Annotated in this window: 26 protein-coding genes and 1 tRNA gene; 16 read left to right on the top strand and 11 right to left on the bottom strand. The window is 71.1% G+C overall.

The features are described 5' to 3' along the window. Positions 1-5: 5 nt before the first annotated feature. Positions 6-476 (top strand): GNAT family N-acetyltransferase, encoded by a 471-nt coding sequence (locus ACLB9X_RS13215; RefSeq protein ID WP_410360480.1) that lies wholly within the window; start codon positions 6-8, stop codon positions 474-476. A gap of 306 nt (positions 477-782) precedes the next feature. Here the strand turns inward: ACLB9X_RS13215 and ACLB9X_RS13210 are convergent, their stop codons facing one another. From ACLB9X_RS13210 to ACLB9X_RS13195, 4 genes are all read right to left on the bottom strand, one after another. Continuing rightward, a complete protein-coding gene (locus tag ACLB9X_RS13210; protein WP_410360479.1) occupies positions 783-1,064 on the bottom strand; it encodes a hypothetical protein in 282 nt (93 codons plus the stop codon). A 13-nt stretch (positions 1,065-1,077) separates the two neighbouring features. Continuing rightward, positions 1,078-1,338: a WGxxGxxG family protein gene (locus ACLB9X_RS13205; protein ID WP_410360478.1), complete on the bottom strand. Its 261-nt coding sequence runs from the start codon at positions 1,336-1,338 to the stop codon at positions 1,078-1,080. 247 nt (positions 1,339-1,585) lie between these two features. Beyond that, complete coding sequence (locus ACLB9X_RS13200; protein WP_410360477.1) at positions 1,586-2,356, bottom strand: formylglycine-generating enzyme family protein; 771 nt, start codon at positions 2,354-2,356, stop codon at positions 1,586-1,588. A gap of 218 nt (positions 2,357-2,574) precedes the next feature. Continuing rightward, positions 2,575-3,273 (bottom strand): aminotransferase class IV, encoded by a 699-nt coding sequence (locus ACLB9X_RS13195; RefSeq protein ID WP_410360476.1) that lies wholly within the window; start codon positions 3,271-3,273, stop codon positions 2,575-2,577. 380 nt (positions 3,274-3,653) lie between these two features. On the opposite strand from ACLB9X_RS13195, the gene ACLB9X_RS13190 reads away from it, so the two are divergent. Then, on the top strand, positions 3,654-3,884 hold the full coding sequence (locus tag ACLB9X_RS13190; protein WP_410360475.1) for a hypothetical protein: 231 nt from the start codon (positions 3,654-3,656) through the stop codon (positions 3,882-3,884). A gap of 137 nt (positions 3,885-4,021) precedes the next feature. Here ACLB9X_RS13190 and ACLB9X_RS13185 read toward each other — a convergent pair. Further along, positions 4,022-4,106 (bottom strand) — tRNA-Ser (locus tag ACLB9X_RS13185). A 91-nt stretch (positions 4,107-4,197) separates the two neighbouring features. Then, the gene (locus ACLB9X_RS13180; protein WP_410360474.1) at positions 4,198-5,655 is read right to left on the bottom strand and encodes a trypsin-like peptidase domain-containing protein; all 1,458 of its coding nucleotides are present in this window, start codon (positions 5,653-5,655) and stop codon (positions 4,198-4,200) included. Positions 5,656-5,929: 274 nt separating this feature from the next. Here ACLB9X_RS13180 and ACLB9X_RS13175 point away from each other — a divergent pair, with 274 nt between their 5' ends. From ACLB9X_RS13175 to ACLB9X_RS13165, 3 genes are all read left to right on the top strand, one after another. After that, positions 5,930-6,733 carry a glycerophosphodiester phosphodiesterase gene (locus ACLB9X_RS13175; protein ID WP_410360473.1) on the top strand — a complete coding sequence of 268 codons (804 nt, stop codon included), beginning with the start codon at positions 5,930-5,932 and terminating at the stop codon, positions 6,731-6,733. Positions 6,734-6,802: 69 nt separating this feature from the next. Next, positions 6,803-7,387 carry an ATP-binding protein gene (locus ACLB9X_RS13170; protein WP_410360550.1) on the top strand — a complete coding sequence of 195 codons (585 nt, stop codon included), beginning with the start codon at positions 6,803-6,805 and terminating at the stop codon, positions 7,385-7,387. Positions 7,388-7,543: 156 nt separating this feature from the next. Then, on the top strand, positions 7,544-8,527 hold the full coding sequence (locus ACLB9X_RS13165; protein WP_410360472.1) for a DUF5926 family protein: 984 nt from the start codon (positions 7,544-7,546) through the stop codon (positions 8,525-8,527). 194 nt (positions 8,528-8,721) lie between these two features. Here the strand turns inward: ACLB9X_RS13165 and ACLB9X_RS13160 are convergent, their stop codons facing one another. Both ACLB9X_RS13160 and ACLB9X_RS13155 read right to left on the bottom strand, forming a co-directional pair. Then, positions 8,722-9,333, bottom strand: a complete 612-nt coding sequence (locus ACLB9X_RS13160; RefSeq protein WP_410360471.1) for a hypothetical protein — start codon at positions 9,331-9,333, stop codon at positions 8,722-8,724. Between the two features lie 189 nt (positions 9,334-9,522). Continuing rightward, positions 9,523-10,263, bottom strand: a complete 741-nt coding sequence (locus ACLB9X_RS13155) for a bifunctional DNA primase/polymerase (RefSeq protein ID WP_410360470.1) — start codon at positions 10,261-10,263, stop codon at positions 9,523-9,525. A 490-nt stretch (positions 10,264-10,753) separates the two neighbouring features. On the opposite strand from ACLB9X_RS13155, the gene ACLB9X_RS13150 reads away from it, so the two are divergent. Continuing rightward, complete coding sequence (locus tag ACLB9X_RS13150; RefSeq protein WP_410360469.1) at positions 10,754-12,298, top strand: PP2C family protein-serine/threonine phosphatase; 1,545 nt, start codon at positions 10,754-10,756, stop codon at positions 12,296-12,298. Between the two features lie 130 nt (positions 12,299-12,428). Then, positions 12,429-13,889 carry an aminopeptidase P family protein gene (locus ACLB9X_RS13145; protein WP_410360468.1) on the top strand — a complete coding sequence of 487 codons (1,461 nt, stop codon included), beginning with the start codon at positions 12,429-12,431 and terminating at the stop codon, positions 13,887-13,889. A 66-nt stretch (positions 13,890-13,955) separates the two neighbouring features. On the opposite strand, the gene ACLB9X_RS13140 is transcribed toward ACLB9X_RS13145, so the two are convergent. Then, on the bottom strand, positions 13,956-14,408 hold the full coding sequence (locus ACLB9X_RS13140; RefSeq protein ID WP_410360467.1) for an ATP-binding protein: 453 nt from the start codon (positions 14,406-14,408) through the stop codon (positions 13,956-13,958). Between the two features lie 215 nt (positions 14,409-14,623). Here ACLB9X_RS13140 and ACLB9X_RS13135 point away from each other — a divergent pair, with 215 nt between their 5' ends. From ACLB9X_RS13135 to ACLB9X_RS13095, 9 genes are all read left to right on the top strand, one after another. Further along, entirely contained in the window at positions 14,624-15,406 is a 783-nt protein-coding gene (locus ACLB9X_RS13135) for a hypothetical protein (protein WP_410360466.1), read from the top strand. A 96-nt stretch (positions 15,407-15,502) separates the two neighbouring features. Beyond that, positions 15,503-16,246, top strand: coding sequence for a YcnI family protein (locus ACLB9X_RS13130; RefSeq protein WP_410360465.1), 744 nt, complete (start codon positions 15,503-15,505; stop codon positions 16,244-16,246). Positions 16,247-16,277: 31 nt separating this feature from the next. After that, the gene (locus ACLB9X_RS13125) at positions 16,278-16,937 is read left to right on the top strand and encodes an SCO family protein (protein WP_410360464.1); all 660 of its coding nucleotides are present in this window, start codon (positions 16,278-16,280) and stop codon (positions 16,935-16,937) included. Continuing rightward, positions 16,934-17,383, top strand: coding sequence for a copper chaperone PCu(A)C (locus ACLB9X_RS13120; RefSeq protein WP_410360463.1), 450 nt, complete (start codon positions 16,934-16,936; stop codon positions 17,381-17,383). The genes ACLB9X_RS13125 and ACLB9X_RS13120 overlap by 4 nt, the downstream gene beginning before the upstream one ends. A gap of 22 nt (positions 17,384-17,405) precedes the next feature. Continuing rightward, positions 17,406-19,511 carry a copper resistance protein CopC gene (locus ACLB9X_RS13115; protein WP_410360549.1) on the top strand — a complete coding sequence of 702 codons (2,106 nt, stop codon included), beginning with the start codon at positions 17,406-17,408 and terminating at the stop codon, positions 19,509-19,511. Positions 19,512-19,529: 18 nt separating this feature from the next. Next, positions 19,530-20,759 (top strand): iron uptake transporter deferrochelatase/peroxidase subunit, encoded by a 1,230-nt coding sequence (gene efeB / locus ACLB9X_RS13110; protein WP_410360548.1) that lies wholly within the window; start codon positions 19,530-19,532, stop codon positions 20,757-20,759. A 46-nt stretch (positions 20,760-20,805) separates the two neighbouring features. Beyond that, positions 20,806-21,747, top strand: a complete 942-nt coding sequence (gene pheA, locus ACLB9X_RS13105) for a prephenate dehydratase (protein WP_410360462.1) — start codon at positions 20,806-20,808, stop codon at positions 21,745-21,747. A gap of 477 nt (positions 21,748-22,224) precedes the next feature. Then, positions 22,225-23,502 (top strand): serine--tRNA ligase, encoded by a 1,278-nt coding sequence (gene serS / locus ACLB9X_RS13100; RefSeq protein WP_410360461.1) that lies wholly within the window; start codon positions 22,225-22,227, stop codon positions 23,500-23,502. Then, entirely contained in the window at positions 23,499-24,311 is an 813-nt protein-coding gene (locus ACLB9X_RS13095) for an HAD family hydrolase (RefSeq protein ID WP_410360460.1), read from the top strand. Before serS ends, ACLB9X_RS13095 begins: the two co-directional genes overlap by 4 nt. A 332-nt stretch (positions 24,312-24,643) precedes the next feature. On the opposite strand, the gene ACLB9X_RS13090 is transcribed toward ACLB9X_RS13095, so the two are convergent. Continuing rightward, a complete protein-coding gene (locus ACLB9X_RS13090) occupies positions 24,644-25,264 on the bottom strand; it encodes an NADPH-dependent F420 reductase (protein WP_410360459.1) in 621 nt (206 codons plus the stop codon). Between the two features lie 156 nt (positions 25,265-25,420). Beyond that, a complete protein-coding gene (locus tag ACLB9X_RS13085; protein ID WP_410360458.1) occupies positions 25,421-26,140 on the bottom strand; it encodes an ABC transporter permease subunit in 720 nt (239 codons plus the stop codon). Positions 26,141-26,144 lie beyond the last annotated feature (4 nt).

The raw sequence follows: 26,144 nt of genomic DNA, 5'->3' as shown, positions 1-26,144 counted from the left end.
CTCGCATGACGAGTACACGTCGTCTGGAGGAGATCACTCCGGACAACTTCGACGCCGCGATCGGCCTACGGGTCCGCCCAGACCAGGAGCACCTGGTCGCACCGGTGGTGAAGTCTCTGGCCGAGGCGTACGTCCATCCCGGCACAGTCTGGCCCCGCCTCATCGTTGACGGCGACCAGCCCGTCGGCTTCCTCATGGCCTTCTTCGACATCGACTGGATCGGCGACGGCACAGGCACCGACATCCGCTCGGGCCTCTGGCGCCTCAACATCGCGGCCGGCGAACAGGGCCGGGGACACGGGCGCTTCGCGGTCGAGTCCGTCGCTGCTGAAATCCGCCGTCGCGGCGGCACTCTCCTGACCACCACCTGGCACCCGGGCGAAGGCGGCCCGGAAGGCTTCTACCTAGGGCTCGGCTTCCGTCCGACGGGCGAGACAAGCGGGACCCAGACAGTCGGCGCGTTGGACTTGCTGTAGCGCTTCATCCGCCGGACAGGACCGGCCCCTGACCGAGTTGCCTGGTCAGGGGCCGTGTCACCTGGCGGTGGGTGTGGGATTTGAACCCACGGTGACTCGCGCCACGACGGTTTTCAAGAGCGTCGCAGGGCCGTGTGGCGCATTGCCTCTGACCAGCGCAGTGCTGCCGTCTGCCACTCGGATCCATCGCTCTGGCCCACACATGGCCCACGGAGCGAGCACAGAGCGGTTGGATATGACGTCCCCGACCCAGGCCCGGCGCTCGCGCCCGCCCCTTGATTCAGGGGCGGGCGCGGGTGCCGTGGCTCAGCCGGCCTCCCGCTGCTCGCGGAGGTCGTGGATGGTGGCGGTGAGGGTTCCGTCTTGCTGCTCGTAGTGGGAGAGAGCGAGGCCGAGACCGAAGAAGGTGGGTGCCCATTCGCCGACGAAAATTCCCCACCGGTCGGCGCGGGCGAGATCTGCGTGGGCGCCGGGCTCGGCTTTGAGGCTGACCATCCAGGTGAAGACGGAGAACCCGATGCTGCCGAAAGCGGCCATGTAGGCGTGTTCGCTGCGGATGCCCATCTCGTGCATCTTCTTGATGATCATGATGTTCTCCCGATCACATGCCGGTGGAGCGGGTGGTGCCCTGGTGGGACTGGCGTTCGCGGGTCTTCCTCCAGGGGATGAGGCCGGCCAGTCCAAGGAGGCCGAAAAGGCCCCACAGGCCAGCGTCACCGTCGTCGTCCTTGGTCTCCTCGGCCTGGACGGTCGCGGTGGCGGTCGTGGTGCTTGTTCGCTCGGTGCTCTGGCTGAACGCTGCGCCTGCCGGGGCGATGGCGAGAAGGATGGCGATGAGTGCGGTGCCTGCGATTCTGCGCATTGCTGTCTCCTTTGGTCTCAGCAGTCGCTCTGGCACCAACCCGATTGCCCGGTTTCTCCATTGATAGACCTATTTGGCCATTTTTTTTCGTGGGCTCTTACTTGTCGCTCCACATGCCGTACCTCCCGGACTGATCTAGCCTGGTGCTGCTCGGGGTTACTGCGGAGGTCTCGCATGCCCCGCCCGATTTGGTCCGGGCGCCCTACGAGCCTCCTGACATGCCATGGCCCAAGGGATGTCCCACTCGTCACCGCTTGCTGGGTGCCATCTGCTCCGGCGTCGCCACGCATCGGAACCCGGTGTCATCGTCGCGCATCGTGTCGTTCGCATCGTTCGGGATGGCCGGCACTCCACGGAACAGAGGGCTCGTGAAGGCGCTGCCGCGGAGTTCGTAGCGACCGGGCGTGGTCGGGGTTTCGAGCCACTCCCACACGTTGCCCACCATGTCGTAGACCCCGTAGGGCGAGACGCCGCTGTGGTACCGCGAGACAGACGTCGTGCGCTCCACGCCGGTCTCCCGGACATTGCACTTGGCGGCGGTCTTCTGGTCGCCCCATGGGAAGGTACGGCCGGAGGTGCCGCGCGCCGCCTTCTCCCATTGTTCGGCTGTCGGCAGCGACTTACCCGCCCATGTCGCGTACGCCTGCGCGTCTCGCCACGTGACGTGCACGACCGGGTGGTCGTACAGGTCGCGTGGGCATCGGCCGTTCTCCCAGTGCTCGGGCACGGGATGCCGAGTGGCCGCGCAGAATCGCGCATAGTCGGCGTTGGTCGTCGGGAACGTGTCGATGTGGAATTCGTCCACCCACACGGGGTCGTCGTCCTCCCCCGCCAGGAAGATTCCTTCCGGAACATGCGCCATGAGCTTGCCGTCACCGGGGTGCTTCACGTAGTCGCCGCTGCTCGTCTGGTCTTCGACGGGCTCGATGACTGCGAAGGCGGGGATGTCGTCCGCTGCCAGGATGCCGACGAAGCGGCCCTGGGCATCCTGGTCGGCCTTGGCGAGCAAGGTGTCCAAGGCCGCTTGTTCACCATGCGCAGGGAGGCCTGTTCGCCGTCCGCCTCCCACCGGGAGACGATGCGATCGGATACCCCCAGCTTCTCGGCAAACTCCATGAGGCTCATCCGTACGGCTTCACGCAGTGCCTTAACTTCACGTCCGGTCCATTTCGTAACGAGTGGCATGGGGCTACCTCTGTCGTGAGTCGCTGCCCTAGGCGGGGCGGCGGCGCGCGTCTACAGGCGGTCGCCGGGAATGCCGGCGTAGGCGTCACGCAGCGCTGCGAGCACGGGGTGATCCTGCGGGAACTGCACGTCGTCGACCGCGCTGACGGAGCGCACGCCGATCGTCGTGTTCGTGGCGAATGCGGCGGCCATCTTCGGGATATCGGCGAGCCGCACCGGGGCGGTGGTCTGCTTCGGGGCATCGAGGCCCTGGAGCAGGAGCATCGTCGTGCCGGGAAGCACGGGTGCGTCGGGCCAGATGACTGTCCCTTCCCTGTCGACGAAGCCCAGGTTCCACGTGCCGCCCTCGGAGACCCTGCCGTCCGGCTCAAGGAACACCGCGTCGTCAAATCCCGCGAGTTGAGCCTCGCGGCGGAGCCGGAGCTGCGGGTGCAGGCCGATGTGCTTCACCTCCGCGTTGTCGCGGGTGAAGGTGTAGGTTTTGGCAGTGAGGGGCGGCGGCGGCAAGGCACCGGCGGGCCGCAGGTTCACCAGGATGTCTGGGTCTTTGGCGTCGCTCGGGCGCCCCATGTCGAGCGCAGGGTCGAAGACGGTGACGCGGAGGCCGGCGACCCCAGTGACGCCGTCGGCCGCCTGGCGGATGTAGTTCAGTGTCCGCTCTCGGTCCAGCTCGACACCGAAGACGATGCGGCAGTCCCGCACGAGGCGGTCCAGATGAAGCGACAGGCCCCGGATGGTGCCGTCTTCCATCCGCATAGACGTGAAGTGCCCGTAATCACGCGGCCATGCGGCCGGGCGAAATCGTCGCCCTCAAGGAGTCGGACTGCACCTTGCCGCCGAACTCGCCGGACTCCGTGAAGGAATGGGGCGAGCTACTGCTTGGCGAGAGCCGTCCAGAGGTGGGCGGCGGCTGGACAGACGATGGCGAGTCCTACGAGACACGGGGGCTCAAGCGCCGTAAGCGTGGCGCGACGCGGACTGTGCCAGTCCCGCCCATTCTGGTGCATCTACTCCGAGAGCACATTGCCCGATACGGCACCGCCGACGACGGCCGACTGTTCCGGGCTGCACGGGGAGGACGCGTGGCCTCCACGGAGTACTGCGATGTCTGAGAGAGGGCGCGCAAAGCCGTGCTCTCGCGCCGCGAGGCTGCGTCCGGTCTCGCGGCGGTGCCGTACTCCCTGCGGCACGCGGGAGTCTCCCTCTGGATCAAGTCGGGAGTAGACCCTGCCGAGGTCGCAGCTCGGGCCGGCCACAGCATCGCCGTGCTGTACCGCTTCTACGCAAAGATCCTTAAGGGCGGGCAGCAGCACTCCAACAACCTGATCGCCCGCGCGCTCGATGAGGGGAAGCAGCCCTGACTCTGGCCCACAGATGGCCCATACGTACTGGTCAGAGCTGGGATACGGGCGAGAAGGGGTGAGACAGTCCGTACGCGAAAGGGGTGCTCCGAGGACCGGGGCACCCCTTCTGACCAGCGCCTACGCTGACCTGCAAGCGGTGGGTGTGGGATTTGAACCCACGGTGACTCGCGCCACGACGGTTTTCAAGACCGTTCCCTTAGGCCGCTCGGGCAACCCACCCAGCGCCCCGGCCACCTGCGCCGGAGCGGGCTACAGACTACCGGGCTGCGCACGTCGGGTGCAGCAGCGTTCCGAGGGTGGGGGCGCGGGGTCAGCTGTCGCCCTCGCGTTCGCCGAGGGTCACCTCGGCCTTGTGCTCCTTGCCGTCGCGCTCGTAGGTCAGCGTCACCTTGTCGCCCGGCTTGTGGTTCCAGATCTCGCTGATCAGCGTCGGGCCGCTGTCGATCGCCTTGCCGTTGAAGCCGGTGATCACGTCGCCCGGCTCGAGCCCCGCCTTGGCCGCGGGGCCGTTCGGGGTTACTGCCTCCGTGCCGCCTGCGCCCTCGGAGGCAATCTTGGCGCCCGTGCCCTCGCCCGCCATGTCGACCGTCGCGCCGATCACCGCGTAGACCGGCCGGCCCGTCTTGATCAGCTGCTCGGCGACCGCCTTCGCCTGGTTGATCGGGATCGCGAAGCCGAGGCCGATCGAACCGGCCTGGGACTGGCCGAGGCCGTTGCCCGCCGACTGGATGGCCGAGTTGATGCCGATGACCGCACCGCCGGAGTCGAGCAGCGGGCCGCCCGAGTTGCCCGGGTTGATCGAGGCGTCGGTCTGCAGCGCGCTCATGTAGGAGTTCTTGCCGCTGGAGCCGTCGCCCGACGCCACCGGGCGGTTCTTCGCGCTGACGATGCCCGTGGTGACCGTGTTGGACAGGCCGAAGGGGGCGCCGATCGCGATGGTGGAGTCGCCGACCACGACCTTGTCCGAGTTGCCGAGGGGCAGCGGGGCGAGACCCGCGGGCGCGTTCTTCAGCTTCAGGACGGCGACGTCGTAGCCCTGGGCCCGGCCGACGACCTCGGCGTCGTACTTCTTGCCGTTGGAGAAGATCACCGACAGCGTGCCGCCGTCGGCCGCCGAGGCCACCACGTGGTTGTTGGTGAGGATGTGGCCTTCCTTGTCGTAGACGAAGCCGGTGCCCGTGCCGGCCTCGCCGCCGCCCTCGGAGCCGTCCATCCCGCCGGCGCCCGACTCCGCCTCGATGGTCACCACGCTCGGCAGCGCCTTGCCGGCGACCGCGGCGACCGTGCCGGGCTCGCGCTTGAGGTCCTGGGGCGATACGGCGGAGACGGTGGTGGAGCCGGGGGCGTCGTCGTTGCTGGCGGCGGCCCAGTAGCCGATGCCGCCTCCGACACCGCCCGCGACCAGGGCCGCGACGAGCACGGCCGCCACGAGCCCGCCCGCACGCCTGCGCGGCGGCTGCGGCGGAGGCACCGGCGCTCCCCACGCGGGACCGCCGGGGCCTCCGGCGCCGTAGGAAGGCAGCGAGGGCGGCGGCCACGCGGTGCCCGGGTGCTGGGCGGGGGCCTGCTCCGGCGCGGTTCCGGGGTGCTGGGCGGGGGCCTGCTCCGGCTGGGGGGACTGCCAGGGCCGCTCCGCCACGGTCGACGCCTCCGGCCCAGGTGCCCCGACGCCGGCGGGGGAGGGCGGAGAACCCTCGGGAGCGGTGTCCGGCCGAGGAGGTACGGACGGGGCGGCCGGAACCGCGTTGCCCTCGTTCTCGGTGCTCACAGCTCTGTCTCCTCAGATTCCACGTCGGTGTCGGTGCGCGCTTCGTCGGCGCGATCCGTCCGCAGACAGCTTTTCCCACAGCACGTCAGGCCACTGTAAGCAGGAGCTGTGCGTATTCCGACAATCCTTTACTTCCGGCAAAACGGACGCACCCCCGGAGCGGCCGACCGGCTGGGCGGCGCGTGCCGGGCGGAACGGCCGAAGAGGGGCAGGAACGATGCGTTCCGCCGTACCCCTGCATCCGTATGCCCCGTCCCGGTGACACCATGACGCGGTGACCCAAGCACGGCAGCAGCACCACATTCAGGTCGTCGCCCACCGAGGCGCCTCCGAGGACGCACCCGAACACACGCTGGCCGCCTACCGCAAGGCGATCGAGGACGGCGCGGATGCCCTCGAATGCGACGTGCGCCTCACCGCCGACGGCCATCTGGTCTGCGTCCACGACCGCCGCGTGAACCGCACCTCCAACGGCCGCGGCGCGGTCTCCGCGCTGGAGCTCGCGGATCTCGCCGCCCTCGACTTCGGCTCGTGGAAGGACGCTCCCGAGAGCCCGGACTGGCGGGACCCGTCCCTGACGTCCGTACTCACCCTGGAGCGGCTGCTGGAACTGGTCGCCGACTCCGGGCGGCGCATCGAGCTCGCCATCGAGACCAAGCACCCCACCCGCTGGGCGGGTCAGGTCGAGGAACGGCTGCTGAAGCTGCTCGGGCGCTTCGGCCTGGACGCGCCGCCGTCCGCCGACGAGTCGCAGGTGCGGGTGATGAGCTTCTCGGCCCGCTCGCTGACCCGGATCGCGGCCGGCGCGCCGAGCCTGCCCACCGTCTACCTCACGCAGTTCATGACCCCGCGGCTGCGCGACGGGCGGCTTCCCGGCGGTGCACGGATCGCGGGCCCCGGCATCCGGGTCGTGCGCAACCATCCCGGCTACGTGGCCCGGGTGCACCAGGCGGGCCACCGCGTCCACGTGTGGACGGTGAACGAACCGGAGGACGTCGAACTCTGCGTCCGGCTGGGCGTGGACGCAATCATCACCAATCGCCCCAAACAGGTCCTGTCCCAACTGGGCCGGGCGTAACGGTCGTTACGGGGAGTGCCCCGGCGCGTTCGGGGCGTATCCGGTCCGTGTCGAGTGCGTCACTCGTCCATGGTTGGCCGGTTTCCGGTCCAGTCCATTGGGGCATTCACACCGTGGCGTGGGGCAAAGGAGGTCTCGGGGGTGGCGTTGGTGGTGGCACAGGAGGTGCCCACGTCGTCGAGCATGGCCGTACCCCATGGCCCTGCGGGCGTGGGCGAGGCACGACACCGGATGCGCGAGCAGCTGAGCCGCAGCGGCGTATCCGAAGCGGTCGTCGACGATGCAGTTCTGATCCTTTCCGAACTTCTCAGCAACGCGTGTCGCCATGGCAGGCCCTTGGGGCGCGCCGATGTGGGCGACGGCGACATCCACGCCGCGTGGCGCGTGGACGCGGCGGGCCGGCTCACGGTCGAGGTGACGGACGGGGGCGGTCCGACCCGCCCGGTTCCGGCCACGCCCTCGGTCACCGCACGCGGCGGCCGCGGGCTGAACATCATCTCGGCGCTGGCCCAGGAGTGGGGTGTGCGGGACGGCGTGTCCGGTGAGGTCACCGTGTGGGTGATCGTCACGGAGGGGCACCGCCGGGAGGACTTCGCCACGCGCATCGCGGGCCCGTCCTTCGATTTCGCCGACGCCTTCGACGATCTGGACTGATCCGGCGCCGCGGCGCCGGGACCGCGCCGACGGTCCGTCACCCACCCGTTCCGGCACACCGCCGCACGCCGGTGCGGCAACGCTCCCCCACGGCGACGGCATACGGCTAGGCTCGCGCCCGACACAGCACCGCCGCATTCGGGAGAAAGCCACACCATGGCCAAGAAGCGCCCCCAGACGAAGGCGACGAAGCCTCAGACCAAGGCCGGGGCCACAGGCGTCGACGAGCCCGTGCCGGTCGTGGGCGCGCGCGAGCCCTGCCCCTGCGGTTCGGGCCGCCGCTACAAGGCCTGTCACGGCCGGGCCGCCGCGCACGCGGTGGCCGAACTGGTCCAGCGCCCCTTCGAGGGCCTGCCGGGCGAGTGCGACTGGGTGGCCCTGCGCGAGCTGGTGCCCGCCGCCACCGTCGAGCTGACCCTGAAGGGCGGACTGCCCGAGGGTGTGCCGTCCGTGACGCTCGCCACCGTCCTGCCCATGGCCTGGCCCGCACTGCGCCGTGACGACGGTTCCGTTCTGCTCGGTCTGCAGAACGACACCCCGTCCGGTGACCTCAGCCGCGACCTCGCCGGCACGCTGCGGAAGGCGCTCGCCGCCGAGCCGGGCACGCCCGTCACCGCAGGCGCCCCGGCCGCGGACGTACGGCTGCAGGATCTGCTCGACCCGGACGCCGCCTTCGCGCCGCAGGTCCATTCCGGTTTCGAGTTCTGGGTTCCGGACTCGGCCGAGCAGGCGTCGCCGGAGGTGGCCGCCTCGCTGGAGCGCGCCAACGCCGCGGCGATCCCGACCGTGAAGCTGTCGGGTGTCGACGCCGCCTACTGGTGCGAGACGCCGGAGAAGAACCACCTGCGCTGGGTCATGCCGCACCCCGAGGAGCGGCTGCTCGACGCCCTGGCGCGACTGCACGCGGCCGGCACGTCCTCGCTCGGCGAAGGCACCCGGCTGGTCGGCTCCTTCCGTGCCCACGGGCTGATGGTCCCGGTGTGGGACCTGCCCCGCGCCATGGGGGCCAAGGAGTGCGAGACGCCCGCGGCTGAGTTCGCGGAGCGGCTCGCGGCGGCCCTGGAGAACGACGCACCGCTGACCGCGGAGGAGCGCAGGGCGCGCGGCGGTCTCACCAACCGCCAAGTCACCCTGAGCTGAGAGTGACGACTTCCGGGAGCTTCCGGGTGACCCCAGTCACAACTCACTCTGTGGCGAGCTGAATCCCTGTCCGAATACCAGAGATCGAATTTGCGAACCGCAGATCTCTTGTTACCGTTCTAGAAGCCCGGTCGCTGGTGCATCCCCCGTCGCCAGCGACCGGGCGCTTCCATTGTGCGGGTAGGTTCTCCCCGTCAACTGCCCATGGCCATACGGGAATTGCTCCCGGAGCGCAGCATCAGGGGCGCGTCGTCACCGGCCCACGCGGCAGCGAACTCGGCGACGGCGGAGTAGTGCGAGGCAGCCCCCAGCGAACGTTCCCGAGGGGTTTCACAGGTGCCCGGCTCGTCGCCCTCGTCGACCGCGCAGTTCGTCTGCCAGGTACGTCCGCCGGGACCCATGAGGGTCAGCACGGAGGTCAATTCCTCACCCGTCGCATTGCGGTAATACGTACGCGCCCAGGTCCGGTCGCCGTCGGTCAGGACGCAGGTCTGTCCATCGACGCCGTCGGGGGAGGCGAGTTCCGGCCCACATCGCTCCGAAGTGTGCGCTGGGACCCGCTCGGCCGTTCCAGTACCATGCGCCCCCTCGTTCCCGGCCGCCCCCTCGCCGACGAGCGCGGGGAGCAGGGCCGGCACGCCGGTGGCTTCGCCGGTACGCGTGCGGTGCGTCGCGCCGCCGCCCTCCGCCTCCTCGGACGACGCCGATTCGAATGCGGGGGCGCCGGCCGTGCCGGCCGACGCGGCGAGGGGGACCAGCGTGGCGACGGCCACCACGGCGGCGAGCCCGGTCATGCGGAGATTCATGGGCCACCTGCCGACTGCGCGGAAATTCCTGACGGTTGCCCGAAGATATCCGCGAATTGAGGGTGCCCCGGACGGCGTACGTCCAATTCCGTGACACGTCGGCCCAGCTCTTACCCATAAGAGTGAGGCAGCGGAGCACCGTATTCCGCGCGAGGGCCCGGCCGTGGGCCGGGCCCGTGGAGAGGCCGGTCAGTAGGCGAGCCGGCTGCCGCCGCCCGCGTCCGGCGGATACAGGCCGCTCTCCGGTGCGCTGCTCGCGGTCGCCTCGACCAGTGCGTCCACGACCGCCTCCACGTCCGGCAGCCAGGGCGCGGCGGATCCGGGCAGCGGCGCCCGCTCCCAGCGCACCTGCCCGCTCCCCGTCTCCGAGGAGGGAAGCACCAGATAGCCGCCCTCGCCGTGGAAGCGCAGCGAACTGGGCACGCAGTCCTTGACGAAGAGCAGCTCGCCGAGCCGCTCCAGGCTGTACGGGGCGACCAGCAGCGACCAGCGGGTGGGTGTGGCGACGACGGGCCCGAGCCGCATGTCCATCCGGTCGAGCACGGCCAGCGCCCGGGCCGCCGCGACCGCGGGCAGGCTCAGCGCGCAGGGCGCCCGGCCGCCGGTGGCCAGCACCACCGGGGCGGTGGGCCGGTTGGACCACCACCAGCGGATCATCCGCTCATCGGTGGTGGCCGCCAGGATCCCTGGGTCGAAGGGGTGCGCGCCGGGGACGACGCACTCGGGGTCGGGACAGGCGCAGCCCCGCCCGCGGTCGCGGCCGCTTCTTCCGGAGCCCTCAGGGGAGTTGCCCCCCGCGGCTTTCGGTCCCACACCGGGGAGCACCGGCCAGTCCCACTCGGCGGCGCAGGTGAGCGCCGTCTCGAGCTGGTTCGGCCCCTTCTTGCGCCGGTACCGAAGCCTGCGTCGCCTTCCGAGGATCTCGCGCATGAGCGCTCGTTCCTTTCCGTTGAACGCCGGGGTCCACATCACATAACGTGCACATGACTTCACTGTGCGTACAAATGCGTACTGATCGGCGCGTCACCGCCCGTGCCGCTGGCATGGGCGCCCCCTGGTGCGCTGCGGCAGGATCGCCGCCCAGGGGCCGAACGTCGGCTGTAGTCCATTAAACGCGTGGCGAGGGGTGGCGCGCGCCTGGCGCTTGCTGTCCCGCTCTGACTTTCCCGCCACGAGGATGGGGCGCGGCCTTTGGCATTGAGACGCCCGGGCCCGCTGCCAGGTTCCGGGGGCGGTCCAACTGCCCCTGGCCATCACCGTCTACGTACACGTACCCAGCACGCTTGCAATGACGCTCCCCCTGGGGTCTGCACCCCGGGGCCCCTGCCGAACGCCCTCAGTCGACCGCAGACACCGGCCATCGGGTGCTTTTTTCAGCCAAGTTAACTGTCCCGCAGACACCATCAATCCCACCGGGACAATGCTGGACATCACCTCGCGTGTGCGTGTAGATGTGGATGCATTGGTAGCGGCGCAGATTGACATGGGGGTTTGCGATGCTATTGAGCGAAACGCACCTGCCGGAAAGCCGGCAGCCATGAGCGCCCCACACCTGCCGAAAGTGGCCGGAATCGATGCAACGGTTCCCGCGCCGACGCACACTGCGGCCCCGCTGCCCCCCGTCCCCGCCGCACCGCCCGCCCCGGGCGCGGTGATCCAGGACCGGCTGGCCGGCTGGGTCTCCGATCTCACCACCCTCCATGAGCTCACCGAGCGGCTGATCCGGACCGCCTCGCTCGACGACGCCCTCGACGAACTGCTGTGCGCCGGCGCCGCGCTGGTCGGCGCCCGCCGCGGAATGGTCGTCCTCGAACCGTCCGGCGACCCGGCGCGCGACGGCGCGTTCGCCCCCGGCGGCGGACCCGCGCGCACCAAGGGCCTCGGCCTCAGCCGCGCCGACCTCGGACACATCGAGACCGTGCCACGCGAGGTCACGGCGTACGGGTCGATCCTCGAAGGCCGTCGGCAGGGCAGCCCGGCACCCGCCGTTCCGCGCCCGGTCGCGCATCCCGACCTGCTCGCCGACAACGCACTGCACCCCCTGCACCGAGAGGTGGCCGTCCGCCTCGGCTACGCCGCCTGCTACACGTCTCCGCTGGCCACCGAGGAGTCCGGCACGCTCGGCGCGGCCGTGTGGTTCTACGACGAACCGGCCTCCCCCGTCGAGCGCCAGACGCATCTCGTCGGCCTCTACCTGCGCTACGCCACCGAGCACCTCGCCCGTCTCCTGGAGCTGGAGCGCGCCCGGGCTACCGTCGCGACCGTGGCCGAGGAGCTGCTCCCCAGCCGGCTGCCGCGGGTGCCCGGCGTCCGGCTCGCGGCCCGGCACCGCGCAGGACCGCGCGGCGGCGGCGACTGGTACGACGCGCTGCCGCTGCCCGAAGGCGCGCTCGGCCTGGCGGTCGGCTCGGTCAGCGGGTCGGGTCCGAGCGCGCTCGCCGCGATGGGCCGGCTGCGCGCCTCCCTGCGGGCCTACGCCGTGATGGAGGGCGAGGACCCGGTCGCGGTCCTCTCCGACCTGGAGCTGCTGCTGCGCCTGACCGAGCCCGCGCGCACCGCGACGGCCCTGTTCGCCTACGCCGAGCCGGCCGCCCGCAAGATCGTCCTGGCCGGGGCCGGGCACACCCCGCCGCTCGTGATCGGGGACCTGCGGACGGAGTTCGTCGAGACCTCGCTGTCGGCGCCGCTGGGCATGCTCGCCTGCTGGGAGGCGCCGAGTGTGGAGCTGTCCCCGCAGCCCGGAGAAACGGTGCTGCTGTACACCGACGGACTGCTCCGGCGCACCGGCGACCCGATGGACCGGGCCTTCGCCCGGCTGCACGCCGCCGCGTCGAGCGTGCCGAAGGCCACCAGGAACGATCCGGCCGCGATCGCCGACCACGTGCTGCACACGATGCTGCCGAAGGGGCTGGACCGGGCGGCCGGCGGCGAGGACGTCGTGCTGCTCGCTGCCCGTTTCGACTGAATCGTCACATCTCACAGGACCGCGCCGGTCCGCCCCGCCTCGCACATACGATGGACAGGTCCCACGCTGCCGGAACGGCGGCCGGGGCCCTATGTCGTATCGCGAAGGCCGACAGGCCCAGGAGGCAGACGTGGCGGAGGAGCTCACCCCGGAGACCCCGGAACAGGACGAGCAGCCGATCAAGCAGCGCAAGAACGGCCTGTACCCGGGCGTGTCCGACGAGCTGGCCGAGAACATGACGACCGGCTGGGCGGACACCGAGCTGCGTGACCTCGAGCCCGTCGCGCAGGCCGCACAGACCGCCGCCCGCCGCGCGGCGCTGTCCGCCCGGTTCCCCGGCGAGCGCCTGGTGATCCCCGCGGGCAACCTCAAGGCCCGCTCGAACGACACGGAGTACAGCTTCCGCGCCGCCACCGAGTACGCGTACCTGACCGGTGACCAGACGGAGGACGGCGTCCTGGTCCTGGAGCCCGAGGGCGAGGGCCACCGGGCCACGATCCACCTCCTGCCGCGTTCCAACCGGGAGAACGGCGAGTTCTGGCTGTCCGGCCAGGGCGAGCTGTGGGTCGGCCGCCGGCACTCGCTGACCGAGGCCGAGCAGCTCTACGGCATCCCCGCGTCCGACGTGCGCGAGCTGCCCGACCGCCTGCGCGAGGCCACCGGCCCGGTCCGCGTGGTGCGCGGTCACGACGCCGGCATCGAGGCCGCCCTGACCGACAAGGTCACCGCCGAGCGCGACGAGGAGCTGCGCGTCTTCCTGTCCGAGGCCCGCCTGGTCAAGGACGACTTCGAGATCGGCGAGCTGCAGAAGGCGTGCGACGCGACCGCCCGCGGCTTCGAGGACGTCGTCAAGGTCCTCGACAAGGCCGAGGCCACCAGCGAGCGCTACATCGAGGGCACCTTCTTCCTGCGCGCCCGCGTCGAGGGCAACGACGTCGGCTACGGCACCATCGCCGCCGCCGGCCCGCACGCCTGCACGCTGCACTGGGTCCGCAACGACGGCCCCGTGCGCTCCGGCGACCTGCTCCTGCTCGACGCCGGCGTGGAGACCACCACCCTCTACACGGCCGACGTCACGCGCACCCTGCCGGTCAACGGCCGCTACACCGACATCCAGCGCAAGATCTACGACGCCGTGTACGAGGCCCAGGAGGCCGGCATCGCCGCCGTCAGGCCGGGTGCCAAGTACCGCGACTTCCACGACGCCGCCCAGCACGTCCTGGCCGAAAAGCTCGTCGAATGGGGCCTGGTCGAAGGCCCCGTCGAGCGCGTCCTGGAGCTCGGCCTCCAGCGCCGCTGGACCCTCCACGGCACCGGCCACATGCTCGGCATGGACGTCCACGACTGCGCCGCCGCCCGCACCGAGAACTACGTCGACGGCACTCTCGAGCCGGGCATGTGCCTGACCGTCGAGCCTGGCCTGTACTTCCAGGCCGACGACCTCACGGTGCCGGAGGAGTACCGCGGCATCGGCGTCCGCATCGAGGACGACATCCTCGTCACGGAGGACGGCAACCGGAACCTCTCCGCCGCCCTGCCCCGCCGGGCCGACGAGGTCGAGGCCTGGATGGCCGGCCTGCGCCAGGGCTGATCCGGGGACGGACCCCGACAGGGCCGATCCGCTACGGACACACCGAGGGCGCGCCGCTCAGGAGACTCAGGAGACTCCGAGCAGCGCGCCCTCGCGCCATTTGAGGATCTTGTCGAAGCTCACCACCGCGCCGCGGCCCGGCCCGCTGCGCACATGGACGTGGTCCGCGAGCTGCTCGATCAGACAGAGCCCCCGGCCGCTCTCCGCGGTGGACGGTGCGGTGTGCCCGCACAGCGAACCGCGCCGCGGGACGAAGCCCGGCCCCGAATCGGCCACCTCGATACGGCACTTCTCGCCGTCCAGGTAGGCCGTCACCCGGTATCCCGCCGACGCGCCGCGCGCGTCCGTGCCGCCGCCGTGCTCCACGGCGTTCGCACACGCCTCGGTCAGGGCCACACACAAGTCGTAGGAGACGTCCGGGTCGACGCCCGCGGTCTCCATCGCGCCGAGCAGCAGACGGCGGGCGAACGGCACGCTCGCAGCCTCACGCCGCAGATGGAGGGACCACCAGATGCTCATGCTCCAGCCTCCTGGCCGCGGCTCGACATACCGATACGTATTGCCCACGGGCACACTCCGTAAGCACTCGGTCGCTGTGACGGCCCTCATTCGGCGGATGCGGAGCCGCGCTTCGCGGTGTATGCCGACGGACCCGCGACGAACCCGGTCCGCAAACGGGATCTTCCGGACCCGCCATACGGAGGCGAACGGCACAGTGCGATGATGAGCCGGCCATGTCGTCCACACCCCCCGCACGCGCCGGAGCCGGTCTGCGGCTTCTGAGGGCCGCGGTTTTCACCGCGGTCTGCGTCGTGCTGTCCGCGACCGGACATGTGCTCGCCGCCTGCGAGACGGTTCCGCTGTGGACGCTCCTGGCCGGGAGCGCCGGGGTCTTCGCGCTGGTCGTGCCGTTCGCGGGACGGGAGCGTTCGCTGCCCGCCATCGTGGCCGTACTGACCGCCGGACAGCTCGGGCTGCACGCCCTGTTCGGCCTCGGGCAGAGCAGGCTGCACCTCGCGCAGACCGCCGACGAAGCGCTGATCAGGACGGCGGCCAAGCTCGTCTGCGGCGCGGGCGCCGCCTCCCTCAGCCCCTCGGACGCGCGGCGCATCGTCACGACGGCGGGCATCGACCCGGCGGCGCACACCGGTCACGAGCACCTCGCCGAGGCGACGGCCACGGGGCCTGAGATGCCCTCGCTGGCCATGGTGCTCGGGCACCTGCTGGCCGGGATCGTGACGGGACTGCTGCTGCGGCGCGGGGACGCGGCGCTGATGCGGCTGATGCTGCTCTCCGCCGGCCCGGCCCAGGAGGTCGCCGAGGCGGCGCGGCTGCGCGCACTGCGTGCGGCCGTCGTGCTCGTACGGGCCCTGTGCGCCGGTCTGCCCGGCATACCGGCGCGCCTGCCCCGGCCCTCGGCGCACCCGGCGGGGCCTCCCCCGCCCACGGCCGGGGAGGTTCTTCAGCACACGGTGATCAGGCGCGGGCCACCGCGCGTACACGTCCTCAGCGCCTGATCGCGGCTCGCTCGACGGGAGTGGAGCCGCCGTGCCCGCGCACGCCCGTGCGCCGGCGCATCCTCGTCTCTCCTTCACCGTGGAGTGTTTGCCAGCATGAACGTCTACCGCGCTGCCGCCGCTGCCGTCGTCGCCGCCACCTCCGTCGTCGTCTTCTCCGGCGCCGCCTTCGCGCACGTCAGCGTGCAGCCGCAGGGCGAGGCCGCCAAGGGCGGCTACGCGACCGTCAACTTCAAGGTCCCCAACGAGCGGGACAACGCCTCGACCGTCAAGCTCGAGGTCTCCATGCCCACCGAGCACCCGCTGGCGTCCGTGATGCCGCAGCCGGTGCCCGGCTGGAAGGTCGAGGTCACCAAGGCGAAGCTGGACAAGCCGCTGGAGGTGCACGGCAAGCAGATCACCGAGGCCGCCTCCAAGGTCACCTGGACCGCGGACGGCTCGAAGATCGCGCCCGGCCAGTTCCAGCAGTTCCCGCTCTCCCTGGGCCGGCTGCCCGAGGACGCCGACCAGATGGTCTTCAAGGCGCTGCAGACGTACGACAACAAGGAAGTCGTGCGCTGGATCGAGGAGCCGAAGGAGGGCGGCGAGGAGCCCGAGTCCCCCGCTCCCGTGCTGAAGCTCTCCGCGGCGACCGACGACCACCACGGCGCGGGCGCGAAGGCCGCCCCCGCGGACGACAAGAGCGGGGGCCACGACGACGAGGGCGCGGCGCGCACCGAGTCCGCCGCCTCGTCCGTCAGCAGTGACTCCACGGCCCGCGTCCTGGGCGTCGTCGGCATCGTCGTCGGCGCGGCGGGCGTGGCCTTCGGAGTCCTCGCCGGCCGCCGCCGCAGCTCCTGAAAACCCGTCCACCACGTCTGGAACCTGCTCAATGCGTAAGAAGACCCTGCTCGCGGCCGCGCTCGTCGTGGCCGCCGGGCTCTCCCTGTCCGCCTGCGGCACCGGTGACGAAGGAGCCGCGGCCAAGCCCGACTTCGACATCTCGGCGCAGAAGAAGACCGAGGCCGCGACGGTGCTCCAAGAGCCGAAGACCAAGCCGGACCTCGTCCTGACCGACACCCGTGGCAAGACGTTCGACCTGCGGGAGCGGACCAAGGGCAAGCCGACCCTGATCTACTTCGGCTACACCCACTGCCCCGACGTCTGCCCGCTGACGATGAGCAACATCGCCATCGCCAGGAAGCAGCTTCCCAAGGCCGACCAGGACAAGCTCCAGGTCGTCTTCGTCACCACCGACCCGGAGCGGGACACCTCGGCCGAGCTCGCCAAGTGGCTGCCGAGCGCGGGCGACCCGTCCTTCATCGGGCTGACCGGCGAGTTCCCGACCATCCAGGCGGGCGCACGCGCGATCGGCATCGGCATCGACCCGCCGAAGAAGGAGAAGGACGGCACCGTCGTGTCCATGCACGGCGCCCAGGTCGTCGTCTTCTCGCCGAAGACCGACAAGGGCTACGTCCTGTACGGCGAGGACACCACGGCCGACGAGTGGGCGAAGGACCTGCCCGCGCTGATCAAGGGCGAGAAGCCGTGACCCGCCGGCGTATCTCCCTGGCCCTCGCCGTCGCCGTCAGCACCGGTCTGGCGCTGGCGGGCTGCTCGGCGGACGACGGGCCGAAGCTGTCGGTCAGCGGCGCCTTCATGCCGCAGCCCGTCGGCGACATGGCCGCCGGGTTCCTCACCGTCGAGAACAGCGGGGGGAGCGCGGACAAGCTCACCTCGGTCACCAGCGACATCTCGGACGACGTCACGATCCACGAGACGAAGGACCAGAAGATGCGCGAGGTGACGTCGTTCGACATCCCCGCGGACGGCACGCTCGATCTCGAACGCGGCGGCAATCACATCATGTTCATGACGCTCAAGCAGCGGCCGGAGAAGGGCGACAAGGTCGCGGTCGAGCTGCACTTCGAGAAGTCGGACCCGATCACGGTGGAGGTCCCCGTCAAGGAGACCACCTACCACCCGCAGAAGCACTGAGCAGTGAGGGACTGATCGCATGATGACAGCCACCGCCCCGCGCTTCGGCCCGTCCGCGCTGCGGCGACTGCTCGCCGCGGTCGTGCTCGTCGGCACGCTCGTCGGTGCTCTGCTGGCCGGTGCGGGCCCCGCCGAGGCGCACGCCGCGCTGATCACGAGCAACCCGAAGGACGGGGCGGTGGTGCCCAGCGCGCCCAAGGAGGTCACGCTCACCTTCTCCGAGCAGATCGCCATGGGCGACGACTCGATCCGCGTGCTCGAACCGAGCGGCAAGCGCGCCGACACGGACGAGGTCCGCGACCTCGGCACCGGCGGCACCGTCACGTACGGCGTCTCCCTTCACGCGGGTCTGCCGGACGGCACGTACACCGTCGCCTGGCAGGCCGTCTCCGCCGACAGCCATCCGGTCGCCGGCGCCTTCACCTTCTCCATCGGCGCGCCGTCGAAGACAACCGTCGCGCTGCCCGATCAGGAGGCCGGCGGCGGAGTCGTCGGCGTGCTGTACGGGATCGCGCGCTACGCCGCGTACGCGGGCTTCGTCCTGCTCACGGGCGGCGCGGCCTTCGTGCTCCTGTGCTGGCGGCGCGGCGCGTCGGTGCGGCCCGTGCAGCGTCTCGTCGCCCACGGGTGGGTGACGCTGACCGCGGCCACCCTGGCGATGCTGCTGCTGCGTTCGCCGTACACCGGCTCGGGTGACCTCGCGGACGCGCTCGACCTCGGCGGCCTCGGGGACGTCCTGGAGACGAAGACCGGTGCCGCGCTCGTCTCGCGGCTGCTGCTGCTCGGAGCGGCCGCGCTCTTCGTCGCGGTGCTCTTCGGCACCTATGCCCGCGCGTCCGCCACCACCACCCTGCCGGACGGCGCTTCGCGCCGACTGCCCGATTCCGGCGACGACGAGCAGCACCGCGACGACCTCACCTTCGGGCTCGCCCTGGGCGGTTCGGTCGTCGCGGCCGGGATCGCCGCGACCTGGGCGCTGTCCGAGCACGCGTCCACCGGCGTCCAGCCGGTGATCGCCATGCCGGTGGACATCCTGCACCTGCTGGCCGTCGCGGTCTGGCTCGGCGGTCTGGCCACGCTGCTGACCGCGCTGTACCGCGCGCCGTCGGTGGAGCGCGCGGCCGTGCGGCGGTTCTCCACGGCCGCGTTCTGGAGCGTCGTGGTGCTGGCGACGACCGGGCTCTACCAGTCGTGGCGGCAGGTCGGCTCGTGGTCGGCGCTCACCGGGACGCGGTACGGACAGCTGCTGCTGCTCAAGATCGGCCTCGTGGCGGTGCTCGTCGCCGTCGCGTGGATCTCGCGGCGCTGGACCGCGCGGCTGTCCGAGGTCGCGGCGGCGGGACCCGCAAAGGACGAGCCCGCCGACGGCATGAAGATCGCGGCGGCCGGACCCGCCGAGGACACGAAGACCGCAGACGGCACGAAGACCCCGGTGGACGCCGCCGACGACACGAAGACTTCGGACGGCACGAAGACCGCCGTGGACGTCGCCGACGACACGAAGACCGCGGAGGACGAGCCCGCCGACGGCACCGGCGGCGAGCCGTCCGACCCGGTCCGTGCCGCTCAACTGGCCCGGCAGAAGGCCGCGATGGCCACCGCCGAGCGCAGGCGCGCCAGGGACGCCGACGCCGAGCGCTCCGGGCTGCGCCGCACCGTGCTGGCCGAGACCGCGGTCGCGGTCGTCCTGCTCGCCGTGACGACCGTGCTCACGTCGACCGAGCCGGGGCGTACGGCAGAGGAGGCCGCGCGCGGCGGCGAGGCGTCGGCCGCTCCCGCGAACACCGGGCCCGCCGAGATCGAGCTGCCCTTCGACACGGGCGGCGAACAGGGCAAGGGCACCGTACGGCTGAGCCTCGACCCCGCGCAGCCCGGCTCGAACGAGATGCACGTGTGGACCGAGACGCCGGACGGCAAGCCGTTGGACGCCCCCGAGGTGAAGGTCTCCTTCACCCTTGAGGCCAAGCAGATCGGCCCGCTGCCCATCACGCCCGACCGGGTGTCGGCGGGACACTGGAGCGCGAGCGCGGTCCAGATCCCGATGCCCGGCGACTGGCAGGTCAAGGTGACCCTGCGCACCTCGGACATCGACCAGACCACCGTCGACAAGAACATCAGGATCGGCTGATACCCCGTGAGTGACTCCCTGCGCGACAACGACATCTCCAGGCGGCGGCTGCTCGGCACCGCCGGCGCCGCGGGCGCGACCGGGCTGGTGTTCGGCGCCGCGGGCGGCGCCGCCGCGCACGCCGCCTCGTCGGATTCCCCGACGCCGCTGACCGCCATCGGCACCACCGGCGTGGCCTTCCACGGCACGCACCAGGCGGGGATCACCGACCCGCAGCAGGCCCACGGGCACCTGGTCGCCTTCGACCTCGCGCCAGGGGCGGGGCGCAAGGAGGCGGCCACGCTGATGAGGCGCTGGTCGGCCCTTGCGGCGGACCTGATGGCGGGGCGGCCCGCGGGGGACGGTGACACGGGCGTCGCGCTCGACGCCGGACCGTCGTCGCTGACCGTCACCTTCGGGTTCGGCCGCACCTTCTTCGACCGTACGTCCCTGGTCGCCGAACGCCCTGTGCAGCTGGACCCGTTGCCGGACTTCTCCTCGGACCGCCTCGACCGCAAGCGCTCCGACGGCGATCTGTGGGTGCAGATCGGCGCGGACGACGCGCTCGTCGCCTTCCACGCGCTGCGCGCGATCCAGAAGTCGGCGGGCGACGCGGCGCGGGTGCGCTGGCAGATGAACGGCTTCAACCGTTCCCGGGGCGCGACCGCGACGCCGATGACCGCGCGCAACCTGATGGGCCAGGTCGACGGCACCGGCAACCCCAAGCCGTCCGAACCGGACTTCCGCCGACGGGTGTTCGTGCCGGACGAGACCGAGCACGCCTGGATGGCGGGCGGTTCGTACGCCGTCGTGCGCCGCATCCGCATGTTGCTCGACGACTGGGAGAAGCTGCCGCTGAGGAAGCAGGAGCAGGTCATCGGCCGCCGCAAGGCCGACGGCGCTCCACTGACGGGCGGCTCGGAGACGACGGAGCTCGCCCTCGACGAGACCGGCCGTGACGGAAAGCCCGTGATCCCCGCCAACGCGCACGCACGCATCTCCGCGCCCGAGCAGAACGGCGGTGCCGCGATGCTGCGGCGGCCGTTCTCCTTCCACGACGGGATCGACGCCGACGGGACGCCCGACGCGGGGCTGCTCTTCATCTGCTGGCAGGCCGATCCGCTGCGCGGCTTCGTCCCGGTGCAGCGCAAGCTCGACCGGGGTGACGCGCTGTCGCCGTTCATCCGGCACGAGGCGAGCGGCCTGTTCGCGGTGCCGGGCGGGCCGGCGAAGGGCGAGTACGTGGGGCAGCGGCTGCTGGAGGGCTGAACCGAGGCGGCGTACGGGCGGGTCCCGGGCGCATTAGGGTGACGGTATGTCGGCCACGCGCTACACGTATCTCGGTCCCGAGGGCACCTTCACGGAGGCCGCCCTGCGCACCCTCCCCGAAGCCGCGACCCGGGAGCTGGTCCCGATGGTCTCCGTGCCCGCCGCGCTCGACGCCGTGCGGGCGGGTGAGGCCGCGGCGGCGCTCGTGCCGATCGAGAACTCCGTGGAGGGCGGGGTCACGGCCACCCTCGACGAGCTGGCCTCGGGCGAGCCGCTGATGATCTACCGCGAGGTGGTCCTGCCCATCGCCTTCGCGCTGCTGGTGCGCCCGGAGACCGAGCTCTCCGAGATCAAGACGGTGACCGGCCACCCGGTGGCCCAGCCGCAGGTGCGCAACTGGCTGCGCACGCATCTGCCGGACGCGCTGTGGGAGTCGGCCGCGTCGAACGCGGACGGCGCGCGGCTCGTCCAGGAGGGGCGGTTCGACGCCGCCTTCGCGGGCGAGTTCGCCGCGGCGACATACGGGCTGGAGGCGCTGGTCACCGAGATCCACGACGCCGAGAACGCCGAGACGCGGTTCGTGCTGGTGGGCCGGCCGGCCAGGCCCGCGGCGCCGACGGGCGCGGACAAGACGTCCGTGGTGATCTGGCAGCGCGAGGACCATCCGGGTGCGCTGATGGAGCTGCTCCAGGAGTTCGCCGTACGCGGCGTCAACCTGATGCTGCTCCAGTCGCGGCCGACCGGCGCGGGCATCGGGAACTACTGCTTCGCCATCGACGCCGAAGGCCACATCTCGGACCGCCGGGTGGGCGAGGCGCTGATGGGCCTGAAGCGGATCTGCCAGGAGGTGCGGTTCCTCGGCTCGTATCCGAGGGCCGGGGTGGCGCCCGGGCAGGTGCGTGCGCTGCGCACGGGGACGTCCGACGCCGAGTTCACCGCCGCGTCCGACTGGCTGGCCCGCTGCCAGGACGGCCGCGCCCAGGGCTGACCGTACCGGCGGATTCCGGTTTTCCACAGAACTTATCCACAGGCGCGCTTCTCGACCTGGGGACAAGTCGACAACGCATCGCCGCATCATCGACAAATCGGCCCAGAGGTCCCACTTCCGTCCACAGAGCAGCAGGCTGCCCCCTGTCACCCCAATTCCATTGATCAACTCTTTAGAGCGAGGAATTCCCACCCGAATGAGCGCGTGGGGGCAGTTTGATCAGGGAATCCCCGGGCGCTCACGGGCCTTTCGGAATGATCAATTCCATAGTCCACAGACCCTTCGCACACCCTGTGGATAACCGCATCCGCCGCATGGTGCCTGTGGACAAGCGGTCCACGATCCGGACAGCGTCTGGATAATGGACACCCGGGGCGAGGAATTGCCCACCTTTATCGATTCTGGCAATTCGGGCAAAACGCCACGCAAGGCAATATCGGGTGGGGTGCCCCGAGTCGGCACCGGTAGCCTGGTGGGGTGATTGACCTTCGCCTGCTCCGTGAGGACCCCGACCGTGTTCGCGCCTCCCAGCGCGCCCGTGGAGAGGATGTCGACCTCGTCGACGCCCTTCTCTCCGCCGATGAGCGGCGAAGGTCCTCGGGCCTCCGCTTCGACGAGCTGCGTTCCGAGCAGAAGTCGCTCGGCAAGCTCATCCCCAAGGCCTCTCCCGAGGAGCGCGCCGAGCTTCTGCAGAAGGCCGAGCAGCTCAAGACCGACGTCAAGGCCGCCGAGGCCGCGCAGAACGACGCCGACGAGGAGACCCGGCAGCTCCTGCTCAGGCTCGGCAACATCGTCCACCCGGACGTCCCGGTCGGGGGCGAAGAGGACTTCGTCGTCCTGGAGACGCACGGCACGATCCGCGACTTCGCCGCCGAGGGCTTCGAGCCCAAGGACCACCTGGAGCTCGGCGAGGCGCTCGGCGCCATCGACGTCGAGCGCGGCGCCAAGGTGTCCGGCTCGCGCTTCTACTACCTGACGGGCGTCGGCGCCCTCCTCGAGCTCGCCCTCGTCAACGCCGCGATCGCCCAGGCGACCGAGGCCGGCTTCATCCCGATGCTCACCCCCGCGCTGGTCCGCCCGCGCGCCATGGAGGGCACCGGCTTCCTCGGCCAGGCCGCGGAGAACGTGTACCACCTGGAGAAGGACGACTACTACCTGGTCGGCACCTCCGAGGTCCCGCTCGCCGCGTACCACATGGACGAGATCATCGACGGCGACAAGCTGCCGCTGCGGTACGCGGGCTTCTCGCCCTGCTTCCGCCGCGAGGCCGGCACGTACGGCAAGGACACCCGCGGCATCTTCCGGGTGCACCAGTTCGACAAGGTCGAGATGTTCTCGTACGTGGCTCCGGAGGACGCCGAGGCCGAGCACAAGCGGCTGCTGGAGTGGGAGAAGCAGTGGCTGACCGGCCTGGAGCTGCCGTTCCAGGTGATCGACGTCGCCACCGGTGACCTCGGCGCCTCGGCCTCGCGCAAGTACGACTGCGAGGCGTGGATCCCGACCCAGGGCAAGTACCGCGAGCTGACCTCGGCGTCCAACTGCGACGGCTTCCAGGCGCGCCGCCTCGCCGTCCGCATGCGCGACGGCAAGAAGGTGCAGCCGCTGGCGACGCTCAACGGCACGCTGTGCGCCGTGCCGCGCACCATCGTGGCAATCCTCGAGAACCACCAGCTCGCCGACGGTTCGGTGCGGGTCCCCGAGGTGCTCCGTCCGTACCTCGGCGGCCGCGAGGTGCTGGAGCCGATCTCCAGGTGAGCTCCGCCCCCTTCCCGTACAAGCTCGTCGCGACAGACCTGGACGGCACACTGCTGCGTGGCGACGAGACCGTCTCGGAGCGCACCCGTGCCGCGCTCGCCGCGGCCACCGCGGCGGGCGCGGCGCACATCGTGGTCACCGGGCGCGCGGTGCCGTGGACGCGGCACATCCTGGACGACCTCGGCTACGACGGCCTGGCCGTGTGCGGGCAGGGGGCGCAGGTCTACCACGCGGGCGAGCACCGGCTGCTGACGTCGGTCACCCTCGACCGGCAGCTGGCCGGGCTCGCCCTCGCCAAGATCGAGGCGGAGGTCGGCCCGCTGCTGCTGGCGGCGAGCCGGGACGGACTCGACGGCGACGTGCTCATCGGCGAGGGCTACCGGGTGCTGGACGGCCCGCTGCCGTACGTGCCGATGCAGGACCCGGCCGACCTGTGGGCCGCTCCGCTGAACAAGATCTACATCCAGCACCCGACGCTGGACGACGACGAGCTGGCCACGGTCGCCAGGGCGACGGTCGGCAGTCTCGTGGACGTGGTGATGGCGGGGGCCGGGATCGTGGAGATCCTGCCGCTGGGCCTGAGCAAGGCCACGGGCCTGTCGCTGGCGGCGCGCCGGCTGGGCGTGCGGGGCGCGGACACGATCGCCTTCGGCGACATGCCCAACGACATCCCGATGTTCGGCTGGGCCGCGCACGGCGTGGCGATGGCGAACGCACACGACGAACTGAAGGCCGTGGCCCACGAGATCACCGCCTCGAACGAGAACGACGGCATCGCGGTGGTCCTGGAGCACCTGCTCCGGGGCTGACGGCGAACGCTCACGGCGGGGACTCGGCCCCACGGGCGCGGCGCTCGGGCCTTGCCCTCGGCCGATCCTCCGGGAAGGGGGCGGCCCGCGCGGATGCGCGCTCGAAGCGGCCGCCCCCTGGGCAGCCGCTCCGGGCGGCCGTGCGGAGGGTGATGACTACTCCGCGGCCTGCCCGGTGCCGCCCCGACGGGAGCACAACGGACCTCGACTCGAACTCTCGGTCATCGCCGCGCTCCTCTCCCGGTCGGTGGCACCGGCACCTCGCACGGATGTACGGGACCGGCTTCAACCACTCTGCCCGGTAAGGGTGTTCGGAGCCACCGGATTTCGTGTCAGCGGGCTCGCACGACCTCCACGTTGAAGACGTGCGCACCGAGCGCGGTGGCCACCCCCACGAACAGCAGCGCGAAGTGCTCCTGGCCCCGGGCCGTGGCGATGCCGCCCAGGTCGAGCCGGGACGCGGCCGGCCAGCCGAAGTCCTCCAGCAGATCGCCGACGCGCTCCTTGGCCCCGGCGTCGTCCCCGGACAGGAAGACCGTGCCGGGCGAGGTCAGGAGCTCGGGGCGGATCATGACCGAGGCGTCCATGGTGCACAGCGTCTTGACGACCTTGGTGTCCGGCAGCGCCCGCTGGAGGATCTCGCCCACGCTCTCGTTGTGGTGGACCAGCTCCATGGCCGGCGTGAGGGCGACGGTGACGTCGAGCAGCACCTTGCCGGCCAGCTTCGGCCGCATGGAGGCGAGGAGTTCGAGGCTCTCGGAGGTGCCGGGCGTGGCGTTGACGACGATGTCCCCGTGTGCGGCCGCCTCCGCGACGGTGACCACGGGGTGGTCCAGGTCCTTCCTGTTCTGCGGGTCTCGGGAGCCGAGCACCACGTCGTGACCGGCGCGCACGGCGCCGGCCGCGAGTGTTCTGGCGACATTTCCTGTGCCGATGATCGCGATGTTCGTCATGGCTGTGACGCTAGGCGGGCGGGCCGTTCGCCCGTGTCGGGCTGCGGGCCCGGACACGCTCGGGCTGTGGACGTAGGGCCCGACCGTGACCGGTGGTCACGTGCGGAACGGCCCCCGCCCGTCCCGGCAGGGGCCGCCGTGCTCGGCCGGCGCGCGTCACTCCTCGCCGGCGAGCTTGAGAACGCGCAGCTTCTGGCCCGCGTACCAGGTCGCCGCCACGGTCACTCCTGCCAGCAGCGCCACCGCCGCAGGCAGGCCGACGTCCGAGCCGATCATTCCCTCGCCGCCGATCTTCTCGGCCAGCGACAGGGACCACTGCTGGACGCTGAGCGTCCGGGCCCCGGGAACCAGACTGCCGAACAGCGTCTCCCACACCAGGGCGTAGACCAGCCCGATGACCACCGCGTGCCGGCTGACGGTGCCCAGCAGCAGGAAGAGGGCGCTGTACGCGATGGAGGCGACCAGGGCCGCGACGGTGCAGGCGATGGCGATCTGCTGCCCGTTGCCGTTCAGGATGAAGCCGGCGACGAACGTGGGGACGGCCGAGAAGGCCATGGTCACGGCGATCGCCACGATCAGCTTGGTGAAGATGATCGTCGGCCGCTTCACCGGCTTGGCGAGCAGGTAGACGATCGAGCCGTCGTCGATCTCGGGGCCGATCGCGCCCGTTCCCGCGATCACACCGATCAGCGGCACCATCGTGGCGAGGGCGAAGCCGCTCAGGACGTCGGCCGCGACCTGGTCGTCCGCGCCGTTGAACGCCCGTACGGCGGCGGCGATCAGCAGCAGCAGGGCGGGCAGCACGAACAGGATGGCGGCGCGCCGCCTGCCGAGCAGGGCCCGATAGGTGAGCCGGGCGACTGTGGGGTTGTACATGGAC

The sequence above is a fragment of the Streptomyces sp. 5K101 genome (genome assembly GCF_046506645.1).
Lineage (GTDB): Bacteria > Actinomycetota > Actinomycetes > Streptomycetales > Streptomycetaceae > Streptomyces.
Note: the sequence above shows the minus strand (reverse complement) of the source record. Positions and strands in the feature narration are given on the sequence as shown.

Coding starts and splice junctions, on each gene's coding strand:
- ACLB9X_RS13215 (WP_410360480.1), top strand. CDS start 6: ATGACGAGTACACGTCGTCTGGAGGAGATCACTCCGGACAACTTCGAC.
- ACLB9X_RS13210 (WP_410360479.1), bottom strand. CDS start 1,064: ATGATCATCAAGAAGATGCACGAGATGGGCATCCGCAGCGAACACGCC.
- ACLB9X_RS13205 (WP_410360478.1), bottom strand. CDS start 1,338: ATGCGCAGAATCGCAGGCACCGCACTCATCGCCATCCTTCTCGCCATC.
- ACLB9X_RS13195 (WP_410360476.1), bottom strand. CDS start 3,273: ATGGAAGACGGCACCATCCGGGGCCTGTCGCTTCATCTGGACCGCCTC.
- ACLB9X_RS13170 (WP_410360550.1), top strand. CDS start 6,803: ATGGTTGGCCGGTTTCCGGTCCAGTCCATTGGGGCATTCACACCGTGG.
- ACLB9X_RS13165 (WP_410360472.1), top strand. CDS start 7,544: ATGGCCAAGAAGCGCCCCCAGACGAAGGCGACGAAGCCTCAGACCAAG.
- ACLB9X_RS13160 (WP_410360471.1), bottom strand. CDS start 9,333: ATGAATCTCCGCATGACCGGGCTCGCCGCCGTGGTGGCCGTCGCCACG.
- ACLB9X_RS13155 (WP_410360470.1), bottom strand. CDS start 10,263: ATGCGCGAGATCCTCGGAAGGCGACGCAGGCTTCGGTACCGGCGCAAG.
- ACLB9X_RS13150 (WP_410360469.1), top strand. CDS start 10,754: ATGCTGGACATCACCTCGCGTGTGCGTGTAGATGTGGATGCATTGGTA.
- ACLB9X_RS13140 (WP_410360467.1), bottom strand. CDS start 14,408: ATGAGCATCTGGTGGTCCCTCCATCTGCGGCGTGAGGCTGCGAGCGTG.
- ACLB9X_RS13135 (WP_410360466.1), top strand. CDS start 14,624: ATGTCGTCCACACCCCCCGCACGCGCCGGAGCCGGTCTGCGGCTTCTG.
- ACLB9X_RS13130 (WP_410360465.1), top strand. CDS start 15,503: ATGAACGTCTACCGCGCTGCCGCCGCTGCCGTCGTCGCCGCCACCTCC.
- ACLB9X_RS13125 (WP_410360464.1), top strand. CDS start 16,278: ATGCGTAAGAAGACCCTGCTCGCGGCCGCGCTCGTCGTGGCCGCCGGG.
- ACLB9X_RS13115 (WP_410360549.1), top strand. CDS start 17,406: ATGACAGCCACCGCCCCGCGCTTCGGCCCGTCCGCGCTGCGGCGACTG.
- pheA (WP_410360462.1), top strand. CDS start 20,806: ATGTCGGCCACGCGCTACACGTATCTCGGTCCCGAGGGCACCTTCACG.
- ACLB9X_RS13090 (WP_410360459.1), bottom strand. CDS start 25,264: ATGACGAACATCGCGATCATCGGCACAGGAAATGTCGCCAGAACACTC.
- ACLB9X_RS13085 (WP_410360458.1), bottom strand. CDS start 26,140: ATGTACAACCCCACAGTCGCCCGGCTCACCTATCGGGCCCTGCTCGGC.